This is a genomic window from Bacillus cereus, from assembly GCF_002577405.1.
Taxonomy (GTDB): domain Bacteria; phylum Bacillota; class Bacilli; order Bacillales; family Bacillaceae_G; genus Bacillus_A; species Bacillus_A cereus_AU.
The window spans coordinates 1-25,766 of record NZ_NULR01000006.1 but is presented as its reverse complement, the minus strand read 5'-3'; the positions used below and the strand labels follow the sequence as shown (position 1 = coordinate 25,766).

The following is a 25,766-nucleotide window of genomic DNA, read 5'->3' as shown; positions in this document are numbered from 1 at the left end:
GGGGGAGCATCTATGTTTCGCACAATGATGAGAGCGAAGTTACATCGCGCAACTGTAACGGAGGCAAATTTAAATTATGTAGGGAGTATTACAATTGATGAAGATTTAATGGATGCAGTAAATATTGTAGAAAACGAAAAGGTTCAAATTGTAAATAACAATAATGGTGCTCGCTTAGAGACATACGTTATTAAAGGAGAACGTGGTAGCGGTGTTGTTTGTTTAAACGGTGCTGCTGCAAGGCTTGTACAACCGGGGGATAAAGTGATTATTATTTGTTATGGTCTAGTTACGGAAGAAGAGGTTCATAAGCAAGAACCAAAAATTGCGGTGTTAGACGATCATAATCAAATTCTTGAAATGTTAGGCGCTGAAAAGGCCGGTACAATTTTATAAAATGGGAAGCTATCTCTATTTCAGGAGATAGCTTTTTTGTGCATCTTTTCATTAAGATCAGATAAAACGTGGTATAGTAACAATATATGAATTATTGTTGTTTGAAAGGTAAGAAATTGAGGTGTTACATATATGAGTAAGCGTTATGTCGTTGTTGATTTAGAGACGACCGGGAACTCCTGGAAAGATGGGAAAGATAAAATCACCCAAATTGCAGCTGTTGTAGTAGAAGATGGAGAGGTATTGGAAATTTTTTCATCTTTTGTTAACCCGATGAGAGAGATTCCCTTATTTATTACCGAATTAACAGGGATTGATGAAAATCTCGTAAAACAAGCCCCGTTATTTCAAGATGTAGCCCCGATGATTGTTGAGCTATTACAAGGTGCAGTTTTCGTTGCACATAATGTTCACTTTGATTGGAATTTTTTAACGGAAGAATTAAGGCGGGCTGGATATACAGAAGTACATTGTCCAAAAGTTGATACAGTTGAGTTGGCGCAAATTCTTTTGCCGACAGCTGATAGTTATAAATTACGTGATTTAGCTAAGAAACATGAACTAGAGCACGATCAACCGCATCGTGCAGATAGTGATGCTCTTGCAACAGCGGAATTGTTTTTACAATTTTTAAATGAAATTGAAAAGTTACCACTTGTCACATTGCAATCGCTATATGAATTAAGCGATGTTTTTCAAAGTGATATAGCTGATGTACTTTCTGAAAATATTTTAAAGAAAGTAATGCATGGAAAAGAAGCGACAGCAGAGTATGAAGTACATCGAAATATTGCGCTACGAAAGCGGAACTATTCTTTAAGCATAGGAGAAACATGTTCATCAAAGTTCGATGCTTTCTTGAATAAAACGATGGATAAACTTGAATTACATATGCCAAAGTTTGAAAGAAGAGAAAGTCAACAAATGATGATGAAAGAGATATATACGGCGTTAAGAGATTCTCGTTTTTCTCTTATTGAAGCGGGTACAGGGACGGGAAAGACTCTTGCTTACTTACTTCCTAGTCTTTATTTTGCAAAGAAAAAAGAAGAACCTGTCATTATAAGTACACAAACGGTACAACTACAACAACAAATATTGGAAAAAGAAATTCCGTTATTACAGAAAATAATGCCATTTTCATTTGAGATAGCTCTTCTAAAAGGAAGAAAGCATTATCTTTGTTTACATAAATTTGAGTATGCTATGCAAGAGGAAGAGAAAAATTATGATATGGCACTTACGAAGGCAAAGGTTTTAGTTTGGCTATTGCAAACTGAAACGGGTGATCGTGACGAATTAAATATTCCTGAGGGGGGAAAGTTACTTTGGAATCGCATATGTAGTGATGCGTATAGTCCAGGCGGTATGCAAAGTAATTGGTTTAGTCGTTGTTTTTACCAGCGAGCAAAGAATAAAGCTTTATTTGCAGATATCGTTATTACAAATCATGCGTTATTATTTCAAGATTTTTCAAGTGAAGAACCACTGTTTGCTTCATCCGAACATATTATTTTTGATGAAGCTCATCATATTGAAGAAGCTGCGAGTAGAACATTGGGCGAACAGTTCTCCTGTATGTATTTTCAATTGATTTTATCTCGCCTTGGTACACTCGAAACAGATGATGTGCTGTCCAAAGTATATAAAATGATGAAAAAATCAGAGCAAGCATCTCGTTCGACTTTCCGTATGATCAGCCATAGCTTGAAGGAACTAAAATTTGATGCGGATGAACTATTCCAAATGTTACGCACTTTTATATTTAAGCAAACAAAACAAGAACAAGGAACGAACAATATGCCGCTCATTTATCGATATAACACGGAAGTAGAGAAGGGTAAGTTGTGGGATAGTATTGTTGAATTAACAAATCGTTTTGTATATGAATTAAGAAGATTAGTGACTAATATGGAGAAACAAGTGGATATATTACAAAGCAAGATAGAATGGGAGATGCATGTTGTTACAGGTGAATTTATGCATTTAATTGAGTTGCTGAGAAAGATGGCACAATCTTTACAATTACTCATTTTAGAAAAAAATTCATATGTGACATGGATGGAGACCGAAACGAAGGGAACGATTCATTCAACAGTTTTATATGCGCAGCCTGTTCATATTGGTGAAAGATTTGCTGATGAATTTTTAACGCAGAAAAAGAGTGTTATTTTTACATCTGCAACATTAACAGTTAACGATACGTTTGATTATATAAAAGAGGAGCTCGGATTACATGATTTCGCTCCAGATACTTTAAAGGTTTCATCACCATTTCGCTATGATAAACAAGTGAAATTAATGGTTTCAACGGATGTGCCTTTTATTAAGCAAGCGAGTAATGAAGAATATATTAAGTCTGTCTCGGAACATATTGCAAAAATAGCGAAAGCTACAAAAGGCAGAATGCTCGTTTTATTCACTTCGTATGAAATGTTGAAAGAAGCGTATGCGAATTTGAAAAATAATGATGCACTAGAAGGTTATTTATTATTAACACAAAGTGTGAATAATAGAAGTCGAAGCCGCTTAATTCGAAAGTTTCAAGAGTTTGACAAATCGATTTTGTTAGGCACGAGTAGTTTTTGGGAAGGAATCGATATTCCAGGAGATGCCTTAAGTTGTCTTGTCATTGTCCGTCTTCCGTTTACACCTCCTCATCAGCCAATGATGGAAGCGAAGGGTGAATGGCTAAGAAATCAAGGTGAGGACGTCTTCGCTAAATTAGCGCTCCCACAAGCAATATTACGTTTTAAACAAGGGTTTGGTCGTTTAATTCGAACAAATACAGATACGGGGACCGTAGTAGTATTAGATCGTCGTTTGACGAGTTCTTCTTATGGAAAACGATTTTTACAATCAATTCCTAGCGTGCCTCTTTATGAGGGACCGTTAGAAGAATTACTAGTACAATTAGAAGAACCGTCAAGTTAATAAAATTTGGAAGAAAAATACGCCTGAAGTATTTATAAACTTCAGGCGTAAAAAATGTGGGTAGGAGGAATTTTATTTTTCTTACTTCTTGTATACAAAATGTATTGGTTTTCGACTTGAAACCTTTTTTTGCTGTACATGTCCTGCTATAATAGATGGGTGATGAAGCAGGGGTTGTAAAGAATGTACTCTTATTGTAACCGTATTGCGTTCTTCTATAATTAGAAATTTTTGTGTAACGGAGGAGTTTTTTCATGGAGAAGAAAATCGAAGTACTATCAACAACACGTATTAAATATTCGTCTGATTTGTATAAAATTGTTGATAGTTTGAATCGTACGTTAAAAGAGCAGGACCTCATGTTCGGATTAGCATTAGACGAAAAAGACAAAGAAACAGCTGTATTTACCATTTACAGAACGTAGTGATACAATGAAAAAGTGGATCTTTGCAATCATTATTGTTATCGTTGCTAGCGGAATATATGGGGCGTATGTTTATAATAAAGCAATGGACAAGAAAATTCCAAAAGAATCAAAATCTGTAGAAATTGCTAAAGAAAAAGCAAAGCTTACAAAAGTAAAATCTGTTGATTATTATAACGGAAGATCTGCATATACAGTCGTGCAAGGTGTAGATGAAAAAGAAGAACAAATTATTGTTTGGGTACCTGATAAAAAAGGAAATGTCCTCGTGAAGAAAAAGAGTGAAGGTATTTCTGAGAAAGAAGCTTTACAAAGGTTGGCGGAACAAGCAACAGGAAAAGGCGATGAGCCGAAACCGAAGCCAAAGCAAATTGTAAAAGTAAAATTAGGTGCTGAAAACGATATTCCGTTGTGGGAAATTACATATATTGATCAGGAAGATCGTTATACGTATTATTATCTAGAATTTCAAAATGGGGTATATGCTGGACACTACAGCATTGAAAAATAGATGTAGGGGGAACTACAAATGAAATTAGCAAAGCGAGTAGCTGCTTTAACACCATCTGCAACTTTAGAAATTACAGCAAAGGCTCAAGCATTAAAAGCGGAAGGTCATGATGTAATTGGATTAGGAGCAGGAGAACCTGATTTTAATACACCAGAGCATATTATGGATGCTGCGCATAAAGCGATGTTAGAAGGACATACGAAGTATACACCAACGGGTGGATTACAAGCGTTAAAACAAGAAATTGTGAAGAAATTTACTCGTGATCAAGGCATTGCGTATGATCCGTCTGAAATTATTGTATGTAATGGTGCAAAGCATGCATTATATACATTATTCCAAGTGTTACTTGATGAAGGAGATGAAGTTATCATCCCAACTCCTTATTGGGTAAGTTATCCTGAACAAGTAAAACTTGCTGGTGGTAACCCAGTTTATGTAGAAGGTTTAGAAGACAATGAGTACAAAATTACAGCAAAGCAGCTGCGTGAGGCAATTACAGAGAAAACGAAAGCAGTTATTATTAATTCACCGAGCAATCCAACAGGAATGATTTACAGCAAAGAAGAATTACAACAGCTTGGAGAAGTATGTTTAGAACATGATATCTTAATCGTTTCAGATGAAATTTATGAAAAATTAATTTATGGTGACGCAGAATATACTTCAATTGCCCAGCTTTCTAATGCATTAAAAGAACAAACACTTATTATTAATGGTGTATCTAAGTCTCATTCTATGACAGGGTGGCGCATTGGATATGCAGCAGGAAATAAACAGCTTATTAAAGCGATGACGAACTTAGCAAGTCATAGTACGTCAAACCCAACTTCCATTGCTCAGTACGGTGCAATTGCTGCGTATGCAGGCACGCAACAACCTGTAGAAACGATGCGTCAAGCGTTTGAAGAAAGATTAAATATTATTTATGATAAGTTAATCCAAATTCCTGGTTTCACTTGTATCAAGCCACAAGGTGCTTTTTACTTATTCCCAAATGTAAAAGAAGCTGTAGCACTAGCTGGGTATGAAACAGTTGATGAGTGGGCAAAAGCATTATTAGAAGAGGAAAAGGTGGCTCTTGTTCCAGGTACTGGATTTGGTGCACCAAATAACGTTCGCTTATCATATGCAACATCTCTTGAACAAGTAGAGAAAGCATTAGAACGCATTCATACGTTCATGAAAAGTAAAGTGCAAGCTTAATTGAATATTTCATTCATGTAATACAAAAAACCTCCCTACATAATAGGGAGGTTTTTTTGACGAATTGTAGCAAATTGAAATAGCGAAAGGTGTGTTATACTAGAGAGCGAGGTGTTTGGTGATGAAAAAGAAAATGATGTTACAGTGGTTTGAGCAGGGAAGCATTGCAATTCCAAAATTGCTTATGATGCACTATAAAAAATTAGGATTAAATGAAATGGAATTTATGGTTGTGCTTCATGTGCACACATTTTTAGAGTCAGGTAATTCGTTTCCGACTCCTTCAGAGATTTCAGAACGGATGACAATAACGGAAATGAAATGTATGGAAGTAATTCAGACGTTGATTCAAAAAGGTTTTTTATCACTAGAAGGTGGACAAAGATCAGAGGCGATGATGTGCGAAAGTTATTCTCTACAACCGTTATGGGAAAAAATATTGCATTTCTTAATGGATGAATCAATAGAGGAAGAACAAAAAGAAACAAAACAGCTACAAATAAATTTATATACAGTATTTGAAAAAGAATTCGGAAGACCACTTTCACCATTTGAATGTGAAACGTTAGGAATGTGGGAGGACCAAGATCAACATCATCCGAATTTAATTCAAGCTGCTCTCAGGGAAGCTGTGATGAGTGGTAAGTTGAATTTCCGATATATTGATCGTATTTTATTTGAGTGGAAAAAGAATGGTATTAAAACAGTAGATCAAGCTCAAAATCAAGGACGGAAATTTAGAGCGAATCAGCAACGAACGCAACAAACGACACAACAAGAGACGAAATTTACTGGTAAAGTGCCTTTTTATAATTGGTTGGAGCAGTAATGTAGGAGGAAGTATATGTTAAATAAAACGCAAATTCGTTATTGTTTAGATACAATGGCGGATATGTATCCGGAAGCGCATTGTGAATTAATTCATGATAATCCATTTGAACTTGTAATTGCCGTGGCATTATCTGCACAATGTACAGATGTATTGGTAAATAAGGTGACGAAAAATTTATTTCAAAAATATAAAACACCAGAAGATTATTTAAGTGTTTCTCTAGAAGAATTACAACAAGATATACGCTCTATTGGATTGTATAGAAATAAAGCAAAAAATATTCAAAAGTTATGCCGAATGTTATTAGATGATTATAATGGAGAAGTACCGAGAGATCGCGATGAACTTACGAATTTACCAGGTGTAGGAAGGAAGACAGCAAATGTTGTAGTATCAGTAGCATTTGGAATTCCAGCAATTGCTGTTGATACGCATGTGGAACGCGTGAGTAAACGATTAGCGATTTGTAGGTGGAAAGACTCTGTATTAGAAGTGGAAAAAACGTTAATGAAGAAAGTTCCGATGGATGAGTGGGGAGTTACGCATCACCGTATGATTTTCTTCGGACGTTATTATTGTAAAGCACAGCGACCACAATGTGAAGAGTGCCGATTACTAGAAATATGTCGAGAAGGAAAGAAACGAATGAAGGGGAAATAAAGGATGGAGCGAGTTATAGAAATACCGAAAGAGTTTCGGTGCGTACCATTTTTTAAAGAGAGTGCAAATTCGATTACGTATCACACGGACCAATCTTTTACAGAAATAATACAAAATACGTACTTTATATTTGATATAGAAAGACAATATGAGCCATGGAATGAAATTGAAAAAAGTGTTCCTGCGATGTTGCATGTATGGAAAAGCAAGCATGAAGAAATTGCTATACTATTTCAAAACAGAAAAAAACAAGAAGCTGAAGAACCAATGATTCTTTTTGCAGCGCACTTGCTATCGATTGTATATTGGTTAAATGGCCAGCCTGTTCATAGTTTGAATGAAATACAAGTAAATACGAATAAATTGGAAGTGCAGCCTGTTAATTTTATGGAGCGATATTCATTTATTATAAAGAAACCGAGTAATTATCATTCTTATATTCAATTAGCACAGTTGTATATCGAAATAGAAAAGCTATATGTAAAGAAAATGATAACAAAAAAGAAGTCCGTTTCTCGTTAAGAGAAAGGACTTCTTTTTGTTTATTAAGACGCTGTTGTAACAACATTTCCGTCTGCGTGAGGTGTATCTTCTCCGGTATTCTGTTGTTGTTCTTCTTCAGCTTTTTTCTTAGCTTCTTCTTCAGCCTTTTTCTTAGCTTCTTCTTCAGCTTTTTTCTTAGCTTCTTCTTCAGCCTTTTTCTTAGCTTCTTCTTCAGCAGCTTTCTTTTGAGCTTCTTCTTGCTGTTTACGTTCTTGCTCTTGTTGCTGCTGTAGCTGTTCTTGTTGTTTACGCTGATCTTCCTCAGCTTTTTTCTTAGCTTCTTCTTGTTTTAGTTTATCTTCATTAGCCTTTTTCTGATCTTCTTCAGCTTTTTTCTTAGCTTCTTCTTCAGCTTTCTGCTTAGCCGCGTCCTCAGCTTGCTTTGCATCCGGAGTTCCGCCAGGAGCAGTGAAGGATGCACCAATTGCAGGACTTGTTCCTGTACCTTTTTTCGCTACTACAGAGAAGCTGTAAGTAACACCTGGTTTAATGCCACCAAGAGTAGCTGTCTTACCATTTATTGATAAGCTACCACTTGAACCGTCAGAGGCTTTATAACTAGCCGCATATGCATCAACTTCTGCTGGCCCAGACCAGTTTAGTGTCACTGTGCTAGCGCCATCGAAAGTGACATTCAGGCCACTAGGTGGATCTACTTTAATTTGTTTAATTGCATCTTTTTTCGCACCTTTTACGTATAACTCACCGTTTAGTTCTTGTACAGAAGCAGGACGTTCGAAACGAGATGTATCTGTAGCGAATTTGCTCATCATAACTTGGAACATTTGTTGTGCAATTTTAGTAGAACGATCGCCAATGTAATTTTCTGGGCCGTCCTTTTCGTAACCAGTCCACACAGCCATTGTATATTGAGGTGAATAGCCAGCGAACCAGCTATCTCTGTTTGCATCAGCTGGGATGCCATATTTTTTAATAACTGACTCATCAAAGTTCTGTGTTCCTGTTTTACCTGCTACGTCAATACCTGAAACATATGCTGTTGGACCTGTACCGCCAGACCCAGGCTTTACTACGTCACGAAGAACGTCAGTAATCATGTAAGCGGTATAGTCGTGCATTGCACGTTGTTCTTTCGGTTTAAAGCTTTTCTTTTTCCCATCTGGGAAGATAACTTCTTTTACGAAGTGAGGCTTGTTATACACACCGTCATTACCAAATGCGGCATACGCCCCTGCTAATTCTAATGGAGAACTATCGTTACTACCAATTGCTGTTGATTCATATGCTTTGCCGTCTTTAAATGTCATACCTAAGCTTTCAGCAAAAGCTTGTGACTTAGGAATACCAACCGCTTGGGCTGTTTTTAAAGCAGGGATGTTTAATGATTTTTTCAAAGCTTCACGTAGTGAAACGTCACCTTTGTAACTATTTGTTGCATTTCGTATTTTTTTACCATTGGAATACGTATACTCTGAGTCATTTAATTGATGGTATGTAGACCATTGTAAATTCTCAATTGCTGGGCCGTAGTCGAAAATTGGTTTCATTGTTGAACCGACTTGGCGTTTTAAATCAATGGCCATATTATGACCTTTGAAAGTAGACTTACTTTCTTTACGCCCAGCACCAATTGCTCGAACTTCTCCAGATTGTGTATCCATAAATACGAATGATCCTTGGAATTGATCGTTCGGATATTTAATAAGATTGCCATCCATAATTTTATCAGCGTAATCTTGAGCATCTTGATCAAGTGTTGTATGAATCGTTAAACCATCTGAACCGATATTTACATCCGGATATTCTTTTTCAACTTCTTTTACAACAGCATCTAAAAATGCTTGATACTTCATTTCAGTTACTTCTGAAGATGGTTGAAGACCCTCAGTTACAGGGATTTTCATTGCGTTATTCATTTCTTCTTTTGTTATATAACCATGTCGATTCATTAATGATAATACGACATTACGACGATTTGTTGCTCGTTCAACATTTTCTGGTTTTGTTGGATCATATATGTTAGGACCTTGGGGTAAACCAGCAAGCATTGCAGCTTCATGTAATTGTAAATCCTTTAAATCTTTGTCATAATATTTTTTAGCTGCTGTTGCAATACCGTACGAACGGTTACCTAAGTTAATCTTGTTTAAGTACATTTCTAAAATCTCGTGTTTAGAGTATTGTTGCTCTAATTTGTAAGATAAGTACCATTCCTGCACTTTTCGTTTTGCGGTTTTGTCCATCGTTAGAAAATAGTTTTTAACTACTTGTTGCGTAATCGTACTACCACCTTGTGAACCGAAACCACCAGTGATATTTTCCATAACCGCTTTAGTAGTTCGTTTAAAATCAATTCCATTATGATCATAGAAGCGTGAATCCTCAGTTGCTAGGAATGCATTTTCAACTACTTTTGGAATTTGATCGTAAGTAACATGGGTTCGTTTTTCAGCACCGTATTCATAGAAGAAATTTCCGTCCTTATCAAGGAACTTTGTTGATAAAGGATTGACAAGTTTTGATTTGTCTAATTTTGGAGCGTCCTTTATCATAACAAAGAAAGCGGAAACGCCAGCTACGAGACCGACGATACCAAGAAGTAGACAACCTATAAGGAATTTCTTAAAAAAGGAGCCTTTTTTCTTTGGTTTTTCTTCTTTATTTGTTTCTTTCTTTTGATTTTTCACATGATTTCGTTCTGTACGAGAACGATAATTATCTGACATTATACTTTCTCCTACCTTTCATTCTCTCCCCCAAAAGTCGAAAAAAGAGCCTTAGTGATGACTCTATCACGAAAAATAAACCGTGTCTAGTACACGGATATAGTCAATCCGAGGGTGGTAACCGCATGACAATAAAGATCCATGCTCTTCTATTTCTTCTTTAGTAATTGATTTCCGTCCACCAGTATTTTGACGATTCCAAAATGCAATAATATGTTTCGCATCGAGTAAATAAAGTTCATCAAAAAGTGTAAATCTAATAATAACAAATGCAATTCCATTATGAGCGATTACTTGCTTCATATGTTCAATTTGATGAAGGTGGAAGTTTTGAAGTGGAAAACTAGTTTTATTTTTTGTTTCTTTCGCTTCAAAATCGATGTATTTCCCTTTATATACACCGTTGTAATCTGTTGTAGAAGGTTGTTTAAAATACGCTTCTTTTACCACTGCAGCACTTCGAGCGGGGTAATCTACTTTTACAATTTGAAGAGGTGTAGGTTTTTTATGTACACATGCAATATTATGGGTTAAGTAATATTCATTTGTCTCATTCAATTCCTCTTCAAGGGACATACCTCTATTACTATAAGTATGTTTTTTTATAGGTGTTTTATGAGGTTGTGAAGCTTGGTTGTACCGTTTTCCATTTGGGTAACGAATGGTCATAGTGTGTCCACTCCCAACTTGCTAAGAATTACTTACAAAGGTGATTATATCAAAAAATGAAAGAAGATGTGAGTTTTTTCAAGAAAGGTATGAGGACTTATCCATGTTTACACCGAATGATTATATGAAAATTAAACAATATCGTAAAAATATTGTTTGTACAGAAGAAGAAAAAGCTATAGTTTGCAATATTAAAAAGAATACAGAAATCGCTAATGTTGACAACATTTCTCGGACACAATCATATCAAGAATTTTACATAAGAAATAGTGAAATTCGGTGGTCTTTTTTAGCGAGTATGGTCTCGAGAAATGCCGGCTGGAATATGACCGATTTAGAAGGAAGATACTATGCTACTGTTTTACCTCAATCAGTGAAAAAACATTTTTTTCTTATGTATGAACAGGCTAATTGGATTATTTTCTTAGATGCATTTCCGCAGCTATTGCTATATGAAGAGAGTAAGAGGAGACGTATACCTCTCTTTCATTTGTTACAATTTTTCAATGTATCAATTTTTATGGAAAAAGAATGGACATTTTTCTGGGAGAGAAGAGATATTAATAGGCTTATGACAGCGCTTATTATAAATGAACAAAATAAAATTCAAAAACCCGTAATTGAGAATACATATTTTAAAAAGCATGTATTTCATACTGCACTTTTTAAAGTGCAAGAGATGTTTCATATTAGTGCAGTTATTTTCCCAACAATTGAAGGAAGGCTGTATGGGTTTTCAGTTTATCAATTTGAAACGTTACAAAAGCGTATAGAACTTGGGAAAAAATTAGCGTGGCTATTGTTTCATGAGAAATATAAAAATTTATTTTATACGTTTGCATTGGAAACAACACATACAGGTTCAAGGGAGGATTATGAATATTACTTAAGGGAAACTAGAAGGTCTTATACACCGGTACTTAGAGATGTTTGTTCTGTTGTTGCGCATGAGGAAATAAGTATGAAGGATTGGTTTTACGAAGACGTGGAAATGAATGTGCTGTTTCTATTCGAAGAACCAAAGGGTGAAGTTCATATAACAGAATGGTATAGAAGAAAGAGAGAGAACATTCATGCTGTTTCTATCGTAAATCGTTTTGTTAAAAGGATAGATGAGTTCATGATATAATAAAAAAGAAGTCCCGTCTTCAGTTTTGAAGACGGGACTTCTTGATGTGAAGTAATTTTACCATGTGTGCTAAGGACTTAATCTCAAAACTTAAAGAAAGTAAGAGATTAAAGATAGTTTGGAAATTAGCTACTCTAATCGTTAAAGCTTCACTTTATGTAGCAGGAAAGTTTGGACCGTCTAGCTTTGGATTGCCAGTTTCGGGTTTATTTTGTTGCTTGTTTTGTTTCTTCTTTTTTTCGTTTCTGTTCTTTGCCATCTTAATACACCTCCTTTTTGTATTGTTACCATTCTCATAAATGACATACAAAATGATTTCTTTGACGAATAACAACTAGTTTTGTCATGTGAGCAGGAGTGATAAATCGTTCGGCGAAATTACATGACAAAGGAAAAGCAAAGAAGGAGGCGTTTTGTATATGGCGATGGTTCAGAAGGAAGATGTAATGAAAAAAATGGATCAAATGTTAAGTTCTCTCGATTTGCTGGAAATGAATATAGGGATTAGAATGAATCATGCATTGAAGGACAAGGGTGAAAAAATATGCAATAAGATAGAAATAACAGAAATGCATATTGAGCATATGGAAAATAAATTAGTGCATCACGAAGAAAAAGGGAATTGGGTGAAAACGTTTCAAAACGTCGTAGTGAGTGCATAGTAAGGTGGGAATGAAATGAGGTATGAAGCGTTAATACAGTCTTCTGAAAAACTCATGCAGTATAATAATGAAGCGAATGTGAAAAAAAGAGAAATGATCGAATACGATTTTTATGAGGATATGAAGCCATTTGTAAACATGGTAGATGAGGAATTAAATGTGTGGAAAGAATTAGCTTATAGATGGATTAAGGAAGAAAAACCGAAGTATATACATGTACAGCAAATTGATCAAGTGTACGATAATTTACAAACAAATGTGTTGCAATGTTTTGTAAATAAAGGTAAAGGTAAGCGATTCTTTGAAACACATCAAGCCATTTCGTATACTTTGCAAAATATAGTTGAGCAATGTAAGTAACAAGAGGGGAAACTCTCTTGTTTTTTATTTCGCTATTTGCGGACAGTAAGACCCCCACCTCAAAACTTTGCTGAAACAAAGTTTTGAGGTGGGGGGCGGACTACCCGTAAAAGCCCGATCAGTAAAGGCTAATAAGTAGTGGGATGAACAAAACCCCACCACTGCTTAAAGTTTCACTTTAAGCTTCTGTCATTGTTGTAGGTTTTGTTGCACCGTTTATTTCTAATTCTTTAATTAATGTTCGGTAATCTGATATACATATTTTCCCTTCGAGATAACAATGTCTTGCAAAGTCTAACAATTCATTTACATTCTCTGTGGAATACCCCTTCTTTTGAGAAAATGTTTGTTTTAAATCCCCTAATACCATGTTGATTCCTCCCCAATGAGAATCTTCTTCTTAATTATCATAGCATGGAAGGGTTTTCTTTCTTAATTTTTTAAAAATTTAAACTTCCGACAAAAATAGACAGATACTCCGTCACACATATTATTTTACAGGTACATATTATATATGTAGAAACTTATGTGAAGGAGGAGAGAATGCATGTTTCAAGAACCTAACGTATATCAGCAAGGTAATCCATATGCACAGCAAAATATGTACCAATATAATACGGATACATATTTACGGTATAATATGTATCCTTTCGAGCCTCATTATGGAAATCAAAATTATTACCAGCCATTTGAAGTGTCATTTATGAATCAACAGCAACAACAACAACCCTACATGAACCAATCACAACAGCAGCAACCCTATATGAATCAACAGCAGGAACCTTATATGAATTCACAATATTATATGCCGCCACCATCTCCCTATGGGAATCAACAAGCGATGTTTTATCCACCAAAACAACCGTATCCGACGCAGAGTAAACAAAAGCAACAACAGCAACCAAGTCAGTTCTCTAGTTTTGTTTCCCAATTTAAAACATCAGATGGAAACTATGATGTGAATAAAATGATGAATACAGCTGGACAAATGATGAATGCGATGAATCAAGTGACAGGAATCGTTAAGCAAGTTGGGGGTTTTTTTGGTAAATGATGATGGATTGTTGTCCATTATGCATATTATGAATGAAGCATAGTTCTAGACAAATTTCCATGAAATAAATGGGTGTATATAACAAGCGGCTTCATCTCTTTTCTCATATTGTAAAGTGTAATCAGATTTTTTTAATGAGAGAGGAGAGAAAAAACTATGCATCATTGTCATCCTTGTTTTGGAGGGCATAAGCCTGTAGGACCTATTTGTACAACTGCTCCTGTCATTCATCCGACGAAACAGTGTGTAACACATTCTTTTTCAACAACGGTGGTGCCACACATTTTCCCAACGCATACAACACATGTACACCATCAACAAATTAAAAACCAAAACTTCTTCCCACAAACAAACTCGAACGTAAATGTTGTAGACCCTGGTGATCCAGGATTTGTTGGTGGATTTGGTGGTGGGTGTGGACCATGTGGTCATGGTCACCATGGACATCATGGTCATCAAATATCACCATTTGGACCAGGACCAAATGTATCACCATTTGGACCAGGGCCGAACGTGTCACCATTCGGACCTAATGTAGGACCAAACGTTGGTGGAATGTTTAAAAAGTAAATGATATGTTAGAACTAGCGAAATGCTAGTTCTTTTTTTGTAATTGAGGTGTGGATATGAAAGTTGTTGCTGTAACAGGATATAAGCCATTTGAACTTGGGATATTTAAAAATGATCATCCAGGAGTAGAATGTATAAAAAAGGCGCTGCGTCGTAAATTAACTGCTTTTGTAGAAGATGGTTTAGAGTGGGTGATTATAAGCGGCCAGTTAGGAGTCGAACTATGGGCTGCTGAAGTTGTTTTTGAAATTCAAGAAGAATATCCAGATTTAAAATTAGCGGTATTTACTCCATTTTTAGAACAAGAAGAAAATTGGAAAGAAGATAGTCGTGAATATTACGAATTTATTCTCTCGCAAGCAGATCATGTTGATAGTATCACAAAACGAAAGTACGAAAGCCCAGAGCAATTTAAATTAAAGAATCAATTTTTTATTGAAAAAAGCGATGCACTTTTAGCTGTATATGATGAAGAAAAGCTTGGGAGCCCTAAATATATTGTAGAAGTAGCTAAGAAAAAAGGAGAAATAGAAAATTATCACAGTTATTTCATTCTTTTTTCTGATTTACAAGATATAATGGAAGAGGAACAGTGGAATAATGCAGATTGACACTCCCACAGCTAAAGGCGGACTAAAGTCCAATATGGGATTTTTGGTATCACGAAATCTGTAATATGTCATATAGTGTTTGTATATTTGATTGACAAAAGGCATTGTTTCTGAAAAAATTTAGTTAATGAAAGCTTTGGCAAAAATTTGAGGTGAAGAAAATGATTTCGGATAAAATTAAATTAACAGCGAAAGATATTTTAGAAAAAGAATTTAAAACAGGTATGAGAGGTTATCAACAAGAAGAAGTAGATAAGTTTCTTGATATGATTATTAAAGATTATGAAGCCTTTCATAAGGAATTTGATCAATTAAAGCAACAAAATGCTCGTTTGAAACGTGAATTAGAAGAACAGAAAGTAGCGGCAACACAAGTTCCGCAACAACCGGTACAAACACCAGTTGCACAACCTGTATATAACAATACAAATACGGATATTTTAAAACGTCTATCTAATTTAGAAAAAGCTGTATTTGGAAGTAAGTTATACGAGTAATTAAAGGTGGTAAAAAGGTTAAAGGATTTTACATAGAAAAAAACATTGCAAAATCTTTTTGTTTCCACTATACTAATGTTTGTCATAACGTTTGGGTAATCGCTGCAACGCCAACGTTGTAGAGGAAAGTCCATGCTCGCACGGCCTGAGATGGCTGTAGTGTTCGTGCCTAGCCAAGTCATAAGCTAGGGTATTCTGGCTGTAAGGCTGGTTTAACGGCAGGGAAAAAACCTAAGTCCTTTCGGATATGGTTTGACTACCTTTAAAGTGCCACAGTGACGAAGTCCTTGAAGAAATGATAGGAGTGGAACGAGGTAAACCCCACGAGCGAGAAACCCAAATAATGGTAGGGGAATCTTTTCCAAGGAAATGAACGATGGGAAAGGACAGGTTTTCGTAACCTGTAGATAGATGATTACCACCGGAGTACGAGGCGTGGGCCGTTTGCAGTACAAAGGAACAGAACATGGCTTACAGAACGTTATGAACCAACTATGAAATAACTCAGCTCTCCTTTGTTAGAGGAGGGCTTTTTATTTGTATGAAGTTATAAATTGTGAGTTAAAATGGTAAATGAGAAAATTTTTCGTAATATGTAATAATTAATAGGACAACATGTTATTAATTATTGTTTGATTATACATAAGAGGTGAATGCAAATGGGAAAAGTTACTTTAATTGCAACAGCGGCAATGGGTATTGAAGCGTTAGTTGCCCGAGAAGTTCGCGATCTTGGTTATGAATGTCAAGTAGAAAATAGCAAAGTAACATTTGAAGCAGATGAAAAGGCGATTTGTCGTACGAACTTATGGCTACGTACTGCGGATCGTGTGAAAATTAAAGTTGGCGAATTCAAAGCAACAACATTTGATGAGCTATTTGAAAAAACGAAAGCATTAAACTGGGGAGATTATATTCCAGAGAATGGGGAGTTCCCGGTTATCGGTAAATCTTTAAAATCCGAGTTATTCAGTGTTTCGGATTGCCAACGTATCGTTAAAAAAGCTGTCGTTGAAAAATTAAAAACAACATATAAACGTACAACTTGGTTTGAAGAAGATGGTCCTTTATTCCGTATTGAAATTGCTATGCTCAAGGATATCGCAACGTTAACAATTGATGCAAGTGGTGTTGGACTTCATAAACGTGGATACCGTATGGATCAAGGGGAAGCTCCTCTAAAAGAAACATTAGCTGCATCTTTAATTAAATTAACGAACTGGAAGCCAGATCGTCCATTTGTCGATCCATTCTGTGGATCAGGTACAATTCCGATTGAAGCAGCATTAATTGGACAAAATATCGCACCAGGATTTAACCGTGGCTTCGCATCAGATGAGTGGGGCTGGGTAGGTAAACAAAACTGGCGTGAAGCTCGTCAAGAAGCTGAAGATTTAGCGAACTATGATCAACCATTACAAATCATCGGATCAGATATTGATCATCGTATGATTCGAGTTGCTCAAGATAACGCAGAAGAAGTAGGTTTAGGTGATTTAATCACATTTAAACAAATGCAAGTAAAAGATTTCACAACAAAAGAGGATTATGGCTACGTTGTAACGAATCCTCCATACGGAGAACGTTTAAGTGAAAAAGCACTTGTTGAGCAATTGTATAAAGAAATGGGACAAGTATTCCGCCCATTAGATACATGGTCAGCATATGTATTAACAAGTTACGAAGCATTTGAAAAGTGTTACGGAAAAGATGCGTCGAAAAAGCGTAAGTTGTTTAACGGTTTTATCCGTACAGACTACTACCAATACTTCGGAAAACGTCCACCGCGTAACTCATAGTATAAAACTCCTCCAGCACGCATATACTGGCTATTATGTAATGCGTAAAGGAGGAACTGATATGGATAGTTTTCAATTATCAATGATTCAAAAAGCTATTCACCGTACGTATGATGAGATCGGAAAAGAAGTGGATAGTCAAGGTGCAATTGTAGATGAAATACAAAAAGCACAAGAAGAATATTTATCAGCTCTTTCACATGAAATAGCGATTGATAAACGGTATTTAAAGTCATTAATATAGAAAAAAATTTTCCTTTTTCGAAAGGGAAATTTTTTTTCGTGTATTTCTATGTATTGCAACAGGGGAAAGTAACTGCATACATATGAGTAGCAGTTACTGTGTCTTTTTATAGAAAAACTTTTTGGTTGGAGGCTAAGGATGTTTACTGAGAAGAGATTACCATTTGAAGTAGGGAAACAAGATAATTTTTATGATAAGTTGAATGAGTGGATTGGAGATGTGTTTTACGACATCCTTCCGGAAAAAGGCTTTGAAGAGCGTGATGAACAAATTTTTATGGCGTTTCAATTAGAGCGTGCTTTTCAAGAGAAGAAAGTTATGTTCGCAGAAGCAGGTGTAGGAACAGGGAAAACAATTGTATATCTTTTATATGCAATTTGTTATGCGCGTTATACAGGGAAGCCTGCTATTATCGCTTGTGCAGATGAAACGTTAATTGAGCAGCTTGTAAAAGAAGAAGGGGATATTGCTAAATTATCTGAAGCATTAGGACTATCTGTTGATGTAAGACTTGCGAAATCGATGGATAATTATTTATGTTTACGTAAACTTGAAGACGTTATGAGTGGACGAGCTCCAGAAGTAATTGAAGATGTATATTATGAATTACCACAGTTTGTATTTGATCATGGTACGATGCAAAACTTTACTCACTATGGTGATAGAAAAGAATTTCCACTTTTAAATGATGAGGAATGGTCAAAAGTAAACTGGGATTACTTCCAAGATTGCTTCACATGTGATTCTCGTCATCGTTGTGGTCAAACTCTTTCACGTGAACATTATCGTAAAGCGGCAGATTTAATCATTTGTTCTCAAGATTTCTATATGGATCATATTTGGACATATGATGCTCGTAAGCGTGAAGGGCAAATCCCGTTATTACCTGAAAGTAGCTGTGTTGTATTCGATGAAGGTCACCTTGTAGAGTATGCAGCTCAAAAAGCTTTAACGTATCGTTTAAAACAAACGATGATGGAGCAACTTTTAACGAGATTGTTGCAAAATGATATTCGTGAAGAGTTTGCACATTTAGTAGAAGAAACAATTTGGCAAACAGAGCGATTCTTTGATGTATTACAAGAGAACAAAAAGGAAATTGCTGGTTCTGATCGTTTGAAAATTACTGTGACAGAAAAGGTAACAGCTGAAGCGAAGCGACTTTATGCGAAAATTGGTGAAGTCGGTGATGCATTAGTGTTTGAAAGTGAAATGCATACAGTAAACACATATGATTTAAATATCGTTGATGAGCATTTAGATGTGTTAGAACATTCACTTCGTCTTTTCATGCATGAGAAAAATGTAATTACATGGGGTGAAGAAGGTGATGGTGCCTTCACATTAGTGATTATGCCGCGTGCAGTTGAAGAAGTGTTACAAGAGAAAGTATTCTCGAAGAAAATCCCTTATATTTTCTCTTCTGCAACATTATCTGATAACGATTCATTCGCATTTACAGCAAATAGTTTAGGGGTAAAAGATTATTTATCATTCTCAGTTGCCTCACCATTTGAATATGAAGAACAAATGGCAGTAAACTTACTATCGCATACGAAAGAAAATGAATGGGAAAGAAAGTGCCAATATACACTTGAAAATATACAGAAAACAAATGGACGTACACTTGTATTATTCCGTACAACGCAAGAGCTTGCAGCGTTCAAAGAATATGTAAGTAAAGAGCAAATGTCAGTTCCGTTCCTATATGAAGGGGATCAAGAAATTAGTCAGCTCGTTTCTCGCTTCCAAAATGAAGAAGAGACTGTACTTTGTGCCGTTCATTTATGGGAAGGTTTAGATATTCCTGGTTCATCATTATCACATGTTATTATTTGGTCACTACCATTCCCTCCAAACGATCCTGTGTTTGAAGCGAAGCGCAAGCACGTAAACGATCCATTCTGGGATGTAGATGTACCATATATGATTTTACGTCTTCGTCAAGGAATTGGACGTTTAATTCGTACGAGTGACGATAAAGGTGCTATATCAATCTTCTTATCTGATACAGAAGATGAGAAAGTGATTGCAGCAGTGAAAAATGTACTGCCAGTAGAAGGTAAAGAATTATAAGGAAAAAGCTTGGTACTTGCCAAGCTTTTTTTCTATTATAAAAGGAATTTAAGTCGCCATGTCGAATTAAGTTTGAGGTAGAAAAAGGAGGTTTTTTATACTATGACAGTTGTTACATATGAAGTAGAAAAACAATTTTTAACATATGTGAAGAAGATAGAGAATTACGGAGAAGCATTAAGCTTAATGTTTTGGGACTTAAGAACAGGTGCGCCTAAAAAAGGTGTGGACCAGCGTTCAGAAGTAATCGGCATGCTTTCATCAGAAGTGTTTGTAATGTCGACTTCAGATGAGATGGGAAACTATTTAACAGAGCTGGAAGCTTTAATACGTGAAGATAAACTTTCTGAAACGACGAAGAAAATGGTTGAAGAGTGTCGTAAAGAATATGATAGAAATAAGAAGATTCCACAAGCTGAATACGAAGCATATGTGAAATTAGAAGCGAAAGCGGAAAGTGTGTGGGAAGAAGCACGCGAAAAATCTGATTTCGAAATGTTCCGCCCGTATTTAGAGAAAATTGTTGAATTCAAAAAGAAATTTATTACATATTGGGGTTACGAAACATATAAATATAATACATTATTAGACATGTATGAGCCAGGAATCACAGTAGAAGTATTAGATCACGTATTTGGTCAACTTCGTGAGCGTATCGTTCCGCTTGTAAAAGAAATCTCTGAGTCTAAAAAAGAATTAAAAACAAATGCTTTAGCTGAACGTTTTTCAAAAGAAAAACAAAAGAACTTTACATTAGAGCTATTAAAGCAATTGAATTATGACTTTGAAGCAGGTCGTCTTGATGAAACAGTCCATCCTTTCGAAATTACATTAAATAGAGGGGATGTTCGTATTACGACACGCTATGATGAAAAAGATTTCCGGATGGCTGTGTTTGGAACAATTCATGAATGTGGTCATGCTGTATATGAACAAAATATTGCAGAGAAATTTGAAGGTACACCACTTTGCAGTGGCACATCTATGGGAATTCACGAGTCACAATCATTATTCTTTGAGAACTTTATTGGCCGTAATAAATCATTCTGGAAGAAAAATTATGATTTATTAAAAGAGTATAGCGATGGTCAATTTGACGATATATCAGTCGATGAGTTTTACGATGCGATTAACGAATCAAAGCCATCATTCATTCGTATAGAAGCAGATGAGCTTACATATCCGCTTCATGTTATGGTTCGTTATGAACTAGAGAAAGAATTATTTGATGGCACATTACAAGTGAAGGATTTACCAACAGCTTGGAATGATAAGATGGAAGCATATTTAGGAATTCGTCCGGAAAATGACGCACAAGGTGTATTGCAAGATGTTCACTGGGCTGGCGGTTCATTTGGATACTTCCCATCTTATGCGCTTGGTTATATGTACGCAGCGCAATTTAAACAAAGGATGCTAACGGATATTCCAAACTTTGATGCATTATTAGAAGAAGGAAACGTAACACCAATTCGTGAATGGTTAACAGAAAATATTCACCAATATGGTAAAACGAAAAAACCACTTGAAATTTTAGAAGATGTAACAGGTGAAGGATTAAATGCAAACTACTTAGCAGATTATTTAGAAGCGAAGTATAAAGAAATTTATGGGTTGTAAAAGAGAGCTGCTTAATTGCAGCTCTTTTTTGAAGGGGATGGAAAAATGGGTTATACATATACAATAATGACGCAAAAAGAAGCGGAGGAAATTGCATACAACTGGCATTATGAAGGGGAATATTCTTTTTACGATATGGAGGCAGATCAAGAAGATTTAGCTGAGTTTTTACGTGATGAGAGTAGAGGAGATCATACATTTTCTGTGAAGGAAAATGGTATTCTCATTGGGTTCTTTAGCTTCTGTAAAATAAATAATCGAACGGTTGATATAGGGCTTGGGATGAGACCTAATATAACAGGTAATGGATTAGGTTTACAGTTCGTAAAAACTGGATTAGATTTTAGTAAAGAAAACTACGACTGTGACTATATAACATTATCAGTAGCAGCATTTAATGAGAGAGCGATTAAAGTATATAAAAAAGCAGGATTCGAAGCAGTTGGAACGTTTATACAGAAAACAAATGGCAGTTGTTTTGAATTTTTGAAAATGAATTATATATGTAAGAATGAGTAAAAAAGCAGAAGGGCTCTTCTGTTTTTTATTTTGACCTAGAAATAAATGATACTTGTTGTAATTAGAAGTTTTGAAATTTTGGAAGAGGATGTGTATGATTGAATTTTAGTAGCAAATAGCAAGTTTAGTAAGGAGAGGTAGCATGATTACAATTAAAACGAAAAATGAAATAGATTTGATGCATGAATCTGGGAAATTACTAGCTTCTTGTCATAGAGAAATTGCGAAAATAATGAGACCAGGTGTAACTACAAAAGAAATTGATACGTTTGTTGAAGCGTATTTAGAAAAGCATGGTGCAACGTCTGAGCAGAAAGGTTACAACGGGTATCCATACGCAACATGTGCATCTGTAAATGATGAAATGTGTCATGGGTTTCCGGCCGATGTTCCTTTAAATGAGGGAGATATTGTGACAATTGATATGGTAGTAAACTTAAATGGTGCGCTTTCAGATTCTGCATGGACTCATATAGTGGGGGATAGTTCTGATGAAGCGAAAAGTTTATTGTTAGTAGCAGAGAGTGCTTTATATAAAGGGATTGATCAGGCGATAATTGGTAATCATGTAGGAGATATTGGTTATGCAATTGAAAGTTATGTATCTAATGAAGGTTTTTCTGTTGCAAGAGACTTTACGGGGCATGGGATTGGGAAAGAGATTCATGAAGAACCAGCAATTTTCCATTTTGGAAAGCCAGGACAAGGACCTCAGTTACAAGAAGGTATGGTAATTACAATTGAGCCGATTGTAAATGTAGGGATGCGATATTCTAAAGTGGATTTAAATGGATGGACTGCAAGAACGATGGACGGGAAATTATCAGCTCAATATGAGCATACAATTGCGATTACAAAAGATGGACCAATCATTTTAACGACGCTTTGAGATGGAATGTAAGAGTTTGCAAAACTCGAACGAAAATGGTGTTTTTGTAAAATTTGTACGTGTTTTATTAATAAATGCTTTTCAAAGTACAAAAAGTGCGTTATAATCCTTCTATAAAATAAATAGTTAGCTACACTCATATAATCGCGGGGATATGGCCTGCAAGTTTCTACCGAAGTACCGTAAATACTTTGACTATGAGTGAGGACGAATATATTTGCTTGTTTAGCATTCTTTTTTGCGAAACTCCAAAAGCGCGTCTCTCACTTGTAACGAGTGGTGGCGGCTTTTGGAGTTTTTTTATTGCATAAGAGGGGGAACAAACATGAAAGTATTACAAGAAAAGATTTTGAACGAAGGAAAGGTTTTATCTGGTGATGTATTAAAGGTAGATGCGTTTTTAAATCACCAAATTGATCCAGTACTTATGCAAGAGATTGGAAAAGAATTTGCTAAACGTTTTAAAGAAGATAACATTACAAAAATCGTGACGATTGAATCTTCAGGCATTGCACCAGCGGTTATGGCTGCATTAGAGCTTGGTGTAAAAGTAATCTTTGCAAGAAAACGTAAATCGTTAACGTTACAAGATAATATGTATGTTGCAAACGTATATTCATTTACAAAACAAGAAACGAATGAAATTTCATTATCTCGAAATCATATCGATGAAAGTGATCGCGTTTTAATCATTGATGACTTTTTAGCAAACGGCCAAGCTGCTTTAGGCTTAATGAGTTTAGTAGAGCAAGCAGGAGCAAGTATTGCTGGAATTGGGATTGTTATTGAAAAAGCATTTCAAGATGGAGGAAAGAAGCTTCGTGAACAAGGCGTTCGTGTTGAATCACTAGCAGAAATTGCATCACTTGATAACGGCACAGTTACATTTGTACAGCAAGAAACTGCGGAGGTGAAATAAACGATGAAGCAACATCCATTTAAAATCGCATCGCTTGGTATACAGCATATGCTTGCTATGTATGCGGGTGCAATTATAGTTCCGCTTATTGTCGGCGGCGGACTTGGTTTAAATCAAAAAGAATTAACATATTTAGTCTCAATTGATTTATTAATGTGCGGCGTTGCGACAATTTTACAAGCATTATCAAATCGCTTTTTCGGTATTGGACTTCCTGTTGTACTTGGTTGTACATTTACAGCGGTTGGGCCGATGATTGCAATTGGCAAACAATACGGCGTGTCTTCCATATATGGAGCGATTATTGCTGCTGGATTATTCGTTGTTATTTTTGCAAAGCTATTCGGGAAACTTGTAAAGCTTTTCCCGCCTGTTGTAACAGGATCTGTTGTTACAGTAATTGGAGTTACACTTGTTCCAGCAGCGATTAATGATATGGCTGGAGGAGTAGGAAGCAAAGATTTCGGAAGTCTTGAAAACTTAGCGTTAGCATTTGGAGTATTATTGTTTATTATCATTATGTATCGTTTCTTTGACGGATTTATCCGTTCAATCTCTATTTTACTAGGACTTTTGTTCGGTACAATCGTTGCAGCTTTTATGGGGAAAGTAAGTTTCCAAGCGGTTGGAGAGGCTGATTGGTTCCACGGTATTCAGCCATTTTACTTCGGTACACCGACATTTGAATTAACGCCAATTATTACGATGATTCTCGTCGCTTGTGTAGGGATTGTAGAAGCAACAGGTGTATACTTTGCATTATCTGATATTTGCAATAAAAAAATTGGTGAAAAGGAATTAACAAAAGGTTATCGTGCAGAAGGGTTAGCGATGGTGTTAGGTGGTATTTTTAACGCATTTCCATATACAACGTATTCTCAAAACGTAGGGCTTGTTCAATTAACTGGAGTAAGAAATCGCGTTATTATTTATACTTGTGGTGGTATGTTAATCGTTCTTGGATTTATTCCTAAAATCGCAGCTATTACAACAATCATTCCGAAATCAGTACTTGGCGGTGCTATGCTAGCAATGTTTGGTATGGTTATGGCTTATGGTATTAAAATGTTAAGTAGCGTTGATTTTGGTAAACAAGAAAACTTATTAATTGTAGCATGTTCTGTCGGAATCGGACTTGGTGTTACAGTCGTTCCAACGTTATTCTCACAGCTTCCTGAAAACATTCGAATCTTAACAGATAACGGAATTGTACTTGGAAGTGCATCAGCAGTATTGTTAAATATCGTGTTTAATATGGTGCCGCAGCGTAAAGTGAAAGTAAAAGAAGAACCCGTTCCGATGCAAAGTGCAGTAAGAGAAGCGTAAAAAACTTTGCAGGTTAAACGGATTTTTTAATACATCTTTATCCAACATATTACCATCTAAAATATGTTAAAACGTCGTCTATATTTTCTTTCCTTTTGGAATGAATTTAGAGGTGGCGTTTTTTTATGAAAAAAAAGAATTAGTGTTCGAAAAGTATCTGATGTCTTTTATGAAATGTTTTTATTTTATTAGAAGGAGATACAGTTCTTCACAAACCCTTAAGTCACCCATAAACTGAAACTAGGGTGATAAAAATGCTAAAACATAATCAACAGGACATAACTTCTTATCCTCAAAAATATTTTCGTCCATCTTGCTTGAAAGCTTTAAATTTAAGATTTAGCAATTGGGAATTTTTTGCTCCTTATTATAATAAAACCCAAAAAGAAATCCAAGTGCCTACAGAATTGACTAGAACCCCCGAAGATACCCTTCTTAACTATTTTAGTATTTTGCGTGAAGCTGAAAATATGGGAGAGAGGAGTTGCGGTTCCATTGGTCAGGCGCGTATACCGTTTCCTATTGCATATAATTTTTTGTCTAAAGAGTATCAAAATAAATTAAGCTATGAAGAATACTTTAATTCGTTTGCTGGGATAGGGCATACGAGTTTGCTAAAGCTTTGTCG

General features: G+C 35.7%; 26 protein-coding genes, 1 other RNA gene, 1 pseudogene and 1 riboswitch. Of the genes and pseudogenes, 25 read left to right on the top strand and 3 right to left on the bottom strand.

The features are described 5' to 3' along the window. Positions 1 to 12 precede the first annotated feature (12 nt). From panD to COC96_RS08345, 8 genes are all read left to right on the top strand, one after another. Positions 13 to 396, top strand: coding sequence for an aspartate 1-decarboxylase (gene panD, locus COC96_RS08380; protein ID WP_097902290.1), 384 nt, complete (start codon positions 13 to 15; stop codon positions 394 to 396). 132 nt (positions 397 to 528) lie between these two features. Further along, complete coding sequence (gene dinG / locus COC96_RS08375; RefSeq protein ID WP_098267242.1) at positions 529 to 3,330, top strand: ATP-dependent DNA helicase DinG; 2,802 nt, start codon at positions 529 to 531, stop codon at positions 3,328 to 3,330. 254 nt (positions 3,331 to 3,584) lie between these two features. Continuing rightward, positions 3,585 to 3,755 (top strand): YpmA family protein, encoded by a 171-nt coding sequence (locus COC96_RS08370; protein WP_000412179.1) that lies wholly within the window; start codon positions 3,585 to 3,587, stop codon positions 3,753 to 3,755. 7 nt (positions 3,756 to 3,762) lie between these two features. Continuing rightward, on the top strand, positions 3,763 to 4,266 hold the full coding sequence (locus COC96_RS08365) for a cell wall elongation regulator TseB-like domain-containing protein (RefSeq protein ID WP_098267243.1): 504 nt from the start codon (positions 3,763 to 3,765) through the stop codon (positions 4,264 to 4,266). An 18-nt stretch (positions 4,267 to 4,284) separates the two neighbouring features. Continuing rightward, entirely contained in the window at positions 4,285 to 5,472 is a 1,188-nt protein-coding gene (gene aspB, locus COC96_RS08360; RefSeq protein ID WP_098267244.1) for an aspartate transaminase AspB, read from the top strand. A 121-nt stretch (positions 5,473 to 5,593) separates the two neighbouring features. Beyond that, positions 5,594 to 6,301 carry a DNA replication protein DnaD gene (gene dnaD, locus COC96_RS08355; RefSeq protein WP_098267245.1) on the top strand — a complete coding sequence of 236 codons (708 nt, stop codon included), beginning with the start codon at positions 5,594 to 5,596 and terminating at the stop codon, positions 6,299 to 6,301. 15 nt (positions 6,302 to 6,316) lie between these two features. Beyond that, positions 6,317 to 6,964: an endonuclease III gene (gene nth / locus COC96_RS08350; protein ID WP_098267246.1), complete on the top strand. Its 648-nt coding sequence runs from the start codon at positions 6,317 to 6,319 to the stop codon at positions 6,962 to 6,964. A 3-nt stretch (positions 6,965 to 6,967) separates the two neighbouring features. Then, positions 6,968 to 7,486, top strand: a complete 519-nt coding sequence (locus COC96_RS08345; RefSeq protein WP_098267247.1) for a YpoC family protein — start codon at positions 6,968 to 6,970, stop codon at positions 7,484 to 7,486. 23 nt (positions 7,487 to 7,509) lie between these two features. Here the strand turns inward: COC96_RS08345 and COC96_RS08340 are convergent, their stop codons facing one another. Continuing rightward, a complete protein-coding gene (locus tag COC96_RS08340) occupies positions 7,510 to 10,194 on the bottom strand; it encodes a PBP1A family penicillin-binding protein (protein WP_098267248.1) in 2,685 nt (894 codons plus the stop codon). Between the two features lie 66 nt (positions 10,195 to 10,260). After that, positions 10,261 to 10,863, bottom strand: coding sequence for a Holliday junction resolvase RecU (recU, locus tag COC96_RS08335; RefSeq protein ID WP_097902282.1), 603 nt, complete (start codon positions 10,861 to 10,863; stop codon positions 10,261 to 10,263). Positions 10,864 to 10,966: 103 nt separating this feature from the next. Here recU and COC96_RS08330 point away from each other — a divergent pair, with 103 nt between their 5' ends. From COC96_RS08330 to COC96_RS08315, 3 genes are all read left to right on the top strand, one after another. Next, on the top strand, positions 10,967 to 11,992 hold the full coding sequence (locus COC96_RS08330) for a DUF2515 domain-containing protein (protein WP_098267249.1): 1,026 nt from the start codon (positions 10,967 to 10,969) through the stop codon (positions 11,990 to 11,992). A gap of 419 nt (positions 11,993 to 12,411) precedes the next feature. After that, positions 12,412 to 12,654 carry a hypothetical protein gene (locus tag COC96_RS08320; protein WP_141436212.1) on the top strand — a complete coding sequence of 81 codons (243 nt, stop codon included), beginning with the start codon at positions 12,412 to 12,414 and terminating at the stop codon, positions 12,652 to 12,654. Between the two features lie 15 nt (positions 12,655 to 12,669). After that, entirely contained in the window at positions 12,670 to 13,014 is a 345-nt protein-coding gene (locus tag COC96_RS08315) for a YppE family protein (protein WP_098267251.1), read from the top strand. A gap of 178 nt (positions 13,015 to 13,192) precedes the next feature. Here the strand turns inward: COC96_RS08315 and COC96_RS08310 are convergent, their stop codons facing one another. After that, complete coding sequence (locus COC96_RS08310) at positions 13,193 to 13,384, bottom strand: YppF family protein (protein WP_097902277.1); 192 nt, start codon at positions 13,382 to 13,384, stop codon at positions 13,193 to 13,195. A 177-nt stretch (positions 13,385 to 13,561) separates the two neighbouring features. Here COC96_RS08310 and COC96_RS08305 point away from each other — a divergent pair, with 177 nt between their 5' ends. From COC96_RS08305 to COC96_RS08240, 14 genes and pseudogenes are all read left to right on the top strand, one after another. Then, the gene (locus COC96_RS08305) at positions 13,562 to 14,068 is read left to right on the top strand and encodes a YppG family protein (protein WP_098267252.1); all 507 of its coding nucleotides are present in this window, start codon (positions 13,562 to 13,564) and stop codon (positions 14,066 to 14,068) included. Between the two features lie 156 nt (positions 14,069 to 14,224). After that, the gene (locus COC96_RS08300; RefSeq protein WP_098267253.1) at positions 14,225 to 14,638 is read left to right on the top strand and encodes a CotD family spore coat protein; all 414 of its coding nucleotides are present in this window, start codon (positions 14,225 to 14,227) and stop codon (positions 14,636 to 14,638) included. Positions 14,639 to 14,694: 56 nt separating this feature from the next. Next, entirely contained in the window at positions 14,695 to 15,249 is a 555-nt protein-coding gene (locus COC96_RS08295) for a DUF1273 domain-containing protein (RefSeq protein ID WP_097902274.1), read from the top strand. Between the two features lie 161 nt (positions 15,250 to 15,410). Further along, positions 15,411 to 15,746 (top strand): cell division regulator GpsB, encoded by a 336-nt coding sequence (gene gpsB / locus COC96_RS08290; protein WP_000622426.1) that lies wholly within the window; start codon positions 15,411 to 15,413, stop codon positions 15,744 to 15,746. Between the two features lie 87 nt (positions 15,747 to 15,833). Further along, positions 15,834 to 16,225: RNase P RNA component class B (gene rnpB / locus COC96_RS08285), an RNA gene on the top strand. Between the two features lie 180 nt (positions 16,226 to 16,405). After that, complete coding sequence (locus COC96_RS08280) at positions 16,406 to 17,545, top strand: THUMP domain-containing class I SAM-dependent RNA methyltransferase (RefSeq protein ID WP_071723219.1); 1,140 nt, start codon at positions 16,406 to 16,408, stop codon at positions 17,543 to 17,545. 61 nt (positions 17,546 to 17,606) lie between these two features. Continuing rightward, the gene (locus COC96_RS08275) at positions 17,607 to 17,789 is read left to right on the top strand and encodes a DUF3921 family protein (RefSeq protein ID WP_098267254.1); all 183 of its coding nucleotides are present in this window, start codon (positions 17,607 to 17,609) and stop codon (positions 17,787 to 17,789) included. Between the two features lie 138 nt (positions 17,790 to 17,927). Continuing rightward, positions 17,928 to 19,865 (top strand): ATP-dependent DNA helicase, encoded by a 1,938-nt coding sequence (locus COC96_RS08270; protein WP_098267255.1) that lies wholly within the window; start codon positions 17,928 to 17,930, stop codon positions 19,863 to 19,865. A gap of 102 nt (positions 19,866 to 19,967) precedes the next feature. Further along, positions 19,968 to 21,485, top strand: a complete 1,518-nt coding sequence (gene ypwA, locus COC96_RS08265; protein ID WP_098267256.1) for a carboxypeptidase — start codon at positions 19,968 to 19,970, stop codon at positions 21,483 to 21,485. Positions 21,486 to 21,530: 45 nt separating this feature from the next. Further along, positions 21,531 to 22,004 carry a GNAT family N-acetyltransferase gene (locus tag COC96_RS08260; protein ID WP_098267257.1) on the top strand — a complete coding sequence of 158 codons (474 nt, stop codon included), beginning with the start codon at positions 21,531 to 21,533 and terminating at the stop codon, positions 22,002 to 22,004. Between the two features lie 142 nt (positions 22,005 to 22,146). Further along, positions 22,147 to 22,893, top strand: a complete 747-nt coding sequence (locus COC96_RS08255; RefSeq protein WP_098267258.1) for a type I methionyl aminopeptidase — start codon at positions 22,147 to 22,149, stop codon at positions 22,891 to 22,893. Between the two features lie 116 nt (positions 22,894 to 23,009). Further along, a riboswitch (purine riboswitch) is annotated at positions 23,010 to 23,111 on the top strand. A 107-nt stretch (positions 23,112 to 23,218) separates the two neighbouring features. Then, entirely contained in the window at positions 23,219 to 23,812 is a 594-nt protein-coding gene (locus COC96_RS08250; RefSeq protein ID WP_097902268.1) for a xanthine phosphoribosyltransferase, read from the top strand. A gap of 3 nt (positions 23,813 to 23,815) precedes the next feature. After that, positions 23,816 to 25,138 (top strand): xanthine permease PbuX, encoded by a 1,323-nt coding sequence (gene pbuX / locus COC96_RS08245; RefSeq protein WP_098267259.1) that lies wholly within the window; start codon positions 23,816 to 23,818, stop codon positions 25,136 to 25,138. A 254-nt stretch (positions 25,139 to 25,392) separates the two neighbouring features. Then, a pseudogene (locus COC96_RS08240) lies at positions 25,393 to 25,766 on the top strand (hypothetical protein); the annotation flags it as partial.

Coding starts and splice junctions, on each gene's coding strand:
- COC96_RS08295 (WP_097902274.1), top strand. CDS start 14,695: ATGAAAGTTGTTGCTGTAACAGGATATAAGCCATTTGAACTTGGGATA.
- COC96_RS08280 (WP_071723219.1), top strand. CDS start 16,406: ATGGGAAAAGTTACTTTAATTGCAACAGCGGCAATGGGTATTGAAGCG.
- COC96_RS08320 (WP_141436212.1), top strand. CDS start 12,412: ATGGCGATGGTTCAGAAGGAAGATGTAATGAAAAAAATGGATCAAATG.
- nth (WP_098267246.1), top strand. CDS start 6,317: ATGTTAAATAAAACGCAAATTCGTTATTGTTTAGATACAATGGCGGAT.
- COC96_RS08315 (WP_098267251.1), top strand. CDS start 12,670: ATGAGGTATGAAGCGTTAATACAGTCTTCTGAAAAACTCATGCAGTAT.
- panD (WP_097902290.1), top strand. CDS start 13: ATGTTTCGCACAATGATGAGAGCGAAGTTACATCGCGCAACTGTAACG.
- recU (WP_097902282.1), bottom strand. CDS start 10,863: ATGACCATTCGTTACCCAAATGGAAAACGGTACAACCAAGCTTCACAA.
- COC96_RS08330 (WP_098267249.1), top strand. CDS start 10,967: ATGTTTACACCGAATGATTATATGAAAATTAAACAATATCGTAAAAAT.
- COC96_RS08300 (WP_098267253.1), top strand. CDS start 14,225: ATGCATCATTGTCATCCTTGTTTTGGAGGGCATAAGCCTGTAGGACCT.
- COC96_RS08345 (WP_098267247.1), top strand. CDS start 6,968: ATGGAGCGAGTTATAGAAATACCGAAAGAGTTTCGGTGCGTACCATTT.
- gpsB (WP_000622426.1), top strand. CDS start 15,411: ATGATTTCGGATAAAATTAAATTAACAGCGAAAGATATTTTAGAAAAA.
- COC96_RS08305 (WP_098267252.1), top strand. CDS start 13,562: ATGTTTCAAGAACCTAACGTATATCAGCAAGGTAATCCATATGCACAG.
- COC96_RS08370 (WP_000412179.1), top strand. CDS start 3,585: ATGGAGAAGAAAATCGAAGTACTATCAACAACACGTATTAAATATTCG.
- COC96_RS08275 (WP_098267254.1), top strand. CDS start 17,607: ATGGATAGTTTTCAATTATCAATGATTCAAAAAGCTATTCACCGTACG.
- COC96_RS08260 (WP_098267257.1), top strand. CDS start 21,531: ATGGGTTATACATATACAATAATGACGCAAAAAGAAGCGGAGGAAATT.
- dinG (WP_098267242.1), top strand. CDS start 529: ATGAGTAAGCGTTATGTCGTTGTTGATTTAGAGACGACCGGGAACTCC.
- dnaD (WP_098267245.1), top strand. CDS start 5,594: ATGAAAAAGAAAATGATGTTACAGTGGTTTGAGCAGGGAAGCATTGCA.
- COC96_RS08270 (WP_098267255.1), top strand. CDS start 17,928: ATGTTTACTGAGAAGAGATTACCATTTGAAGTAGGGAAACAAGATAAT.
- COC96_RS08255 (WP_098267258.1), top strand. CDS start 22,147: ATGATTACAATTAAAACGAAAAATGAAATAGATTTGATGCATGAATCT.
- COC96_RS08365 (WP_098267243.1), top strand. CDS start 3,763: ATGAAAAAGTGGATCTTTGCAATCATTATTGTTATCGTTGCTAGCGGA.
- COC96_RS08310 (WP_097902277.1), bottom strand. CDS start 13,384: ATGGTATTAGGGGATTTAAAACAAACATTTTCTCAAAAGAAGGGGTAT.
- aspB (WP_098267244.1), top strand. CDS start 4,285: ATGAAATTAGCAAAGCGAGTAGCTGCTTTAACACCATCTGCAACTTTA.
- COC96_RS08340 (WP_098267248.1), bottom strand. CDS start 10,194: ATGTCAGATAATTATCGTTCTCGTACAGAACGAAATCATGTGAAAAAT.
- COC96_RS08250 (WP_097902268.1), top strand. CDS start 23,219: ATGAAAGTATTACAAGAAAAGATTTTGAACGAAGGAAAGGTTTTATCT.
- pbuX (WP_098267259.1), top strand. CDS start 23,816: ATGAAGCAACATCCATTTAAAATCGCATCGCTTGGTATACAGCATATG.
- ypwA (WP_098267256.1), top strand. CDS start 19,968: ATGACAGTTGTTACATATGAAGTAGAAAAACAATTTTTAACATATGTG.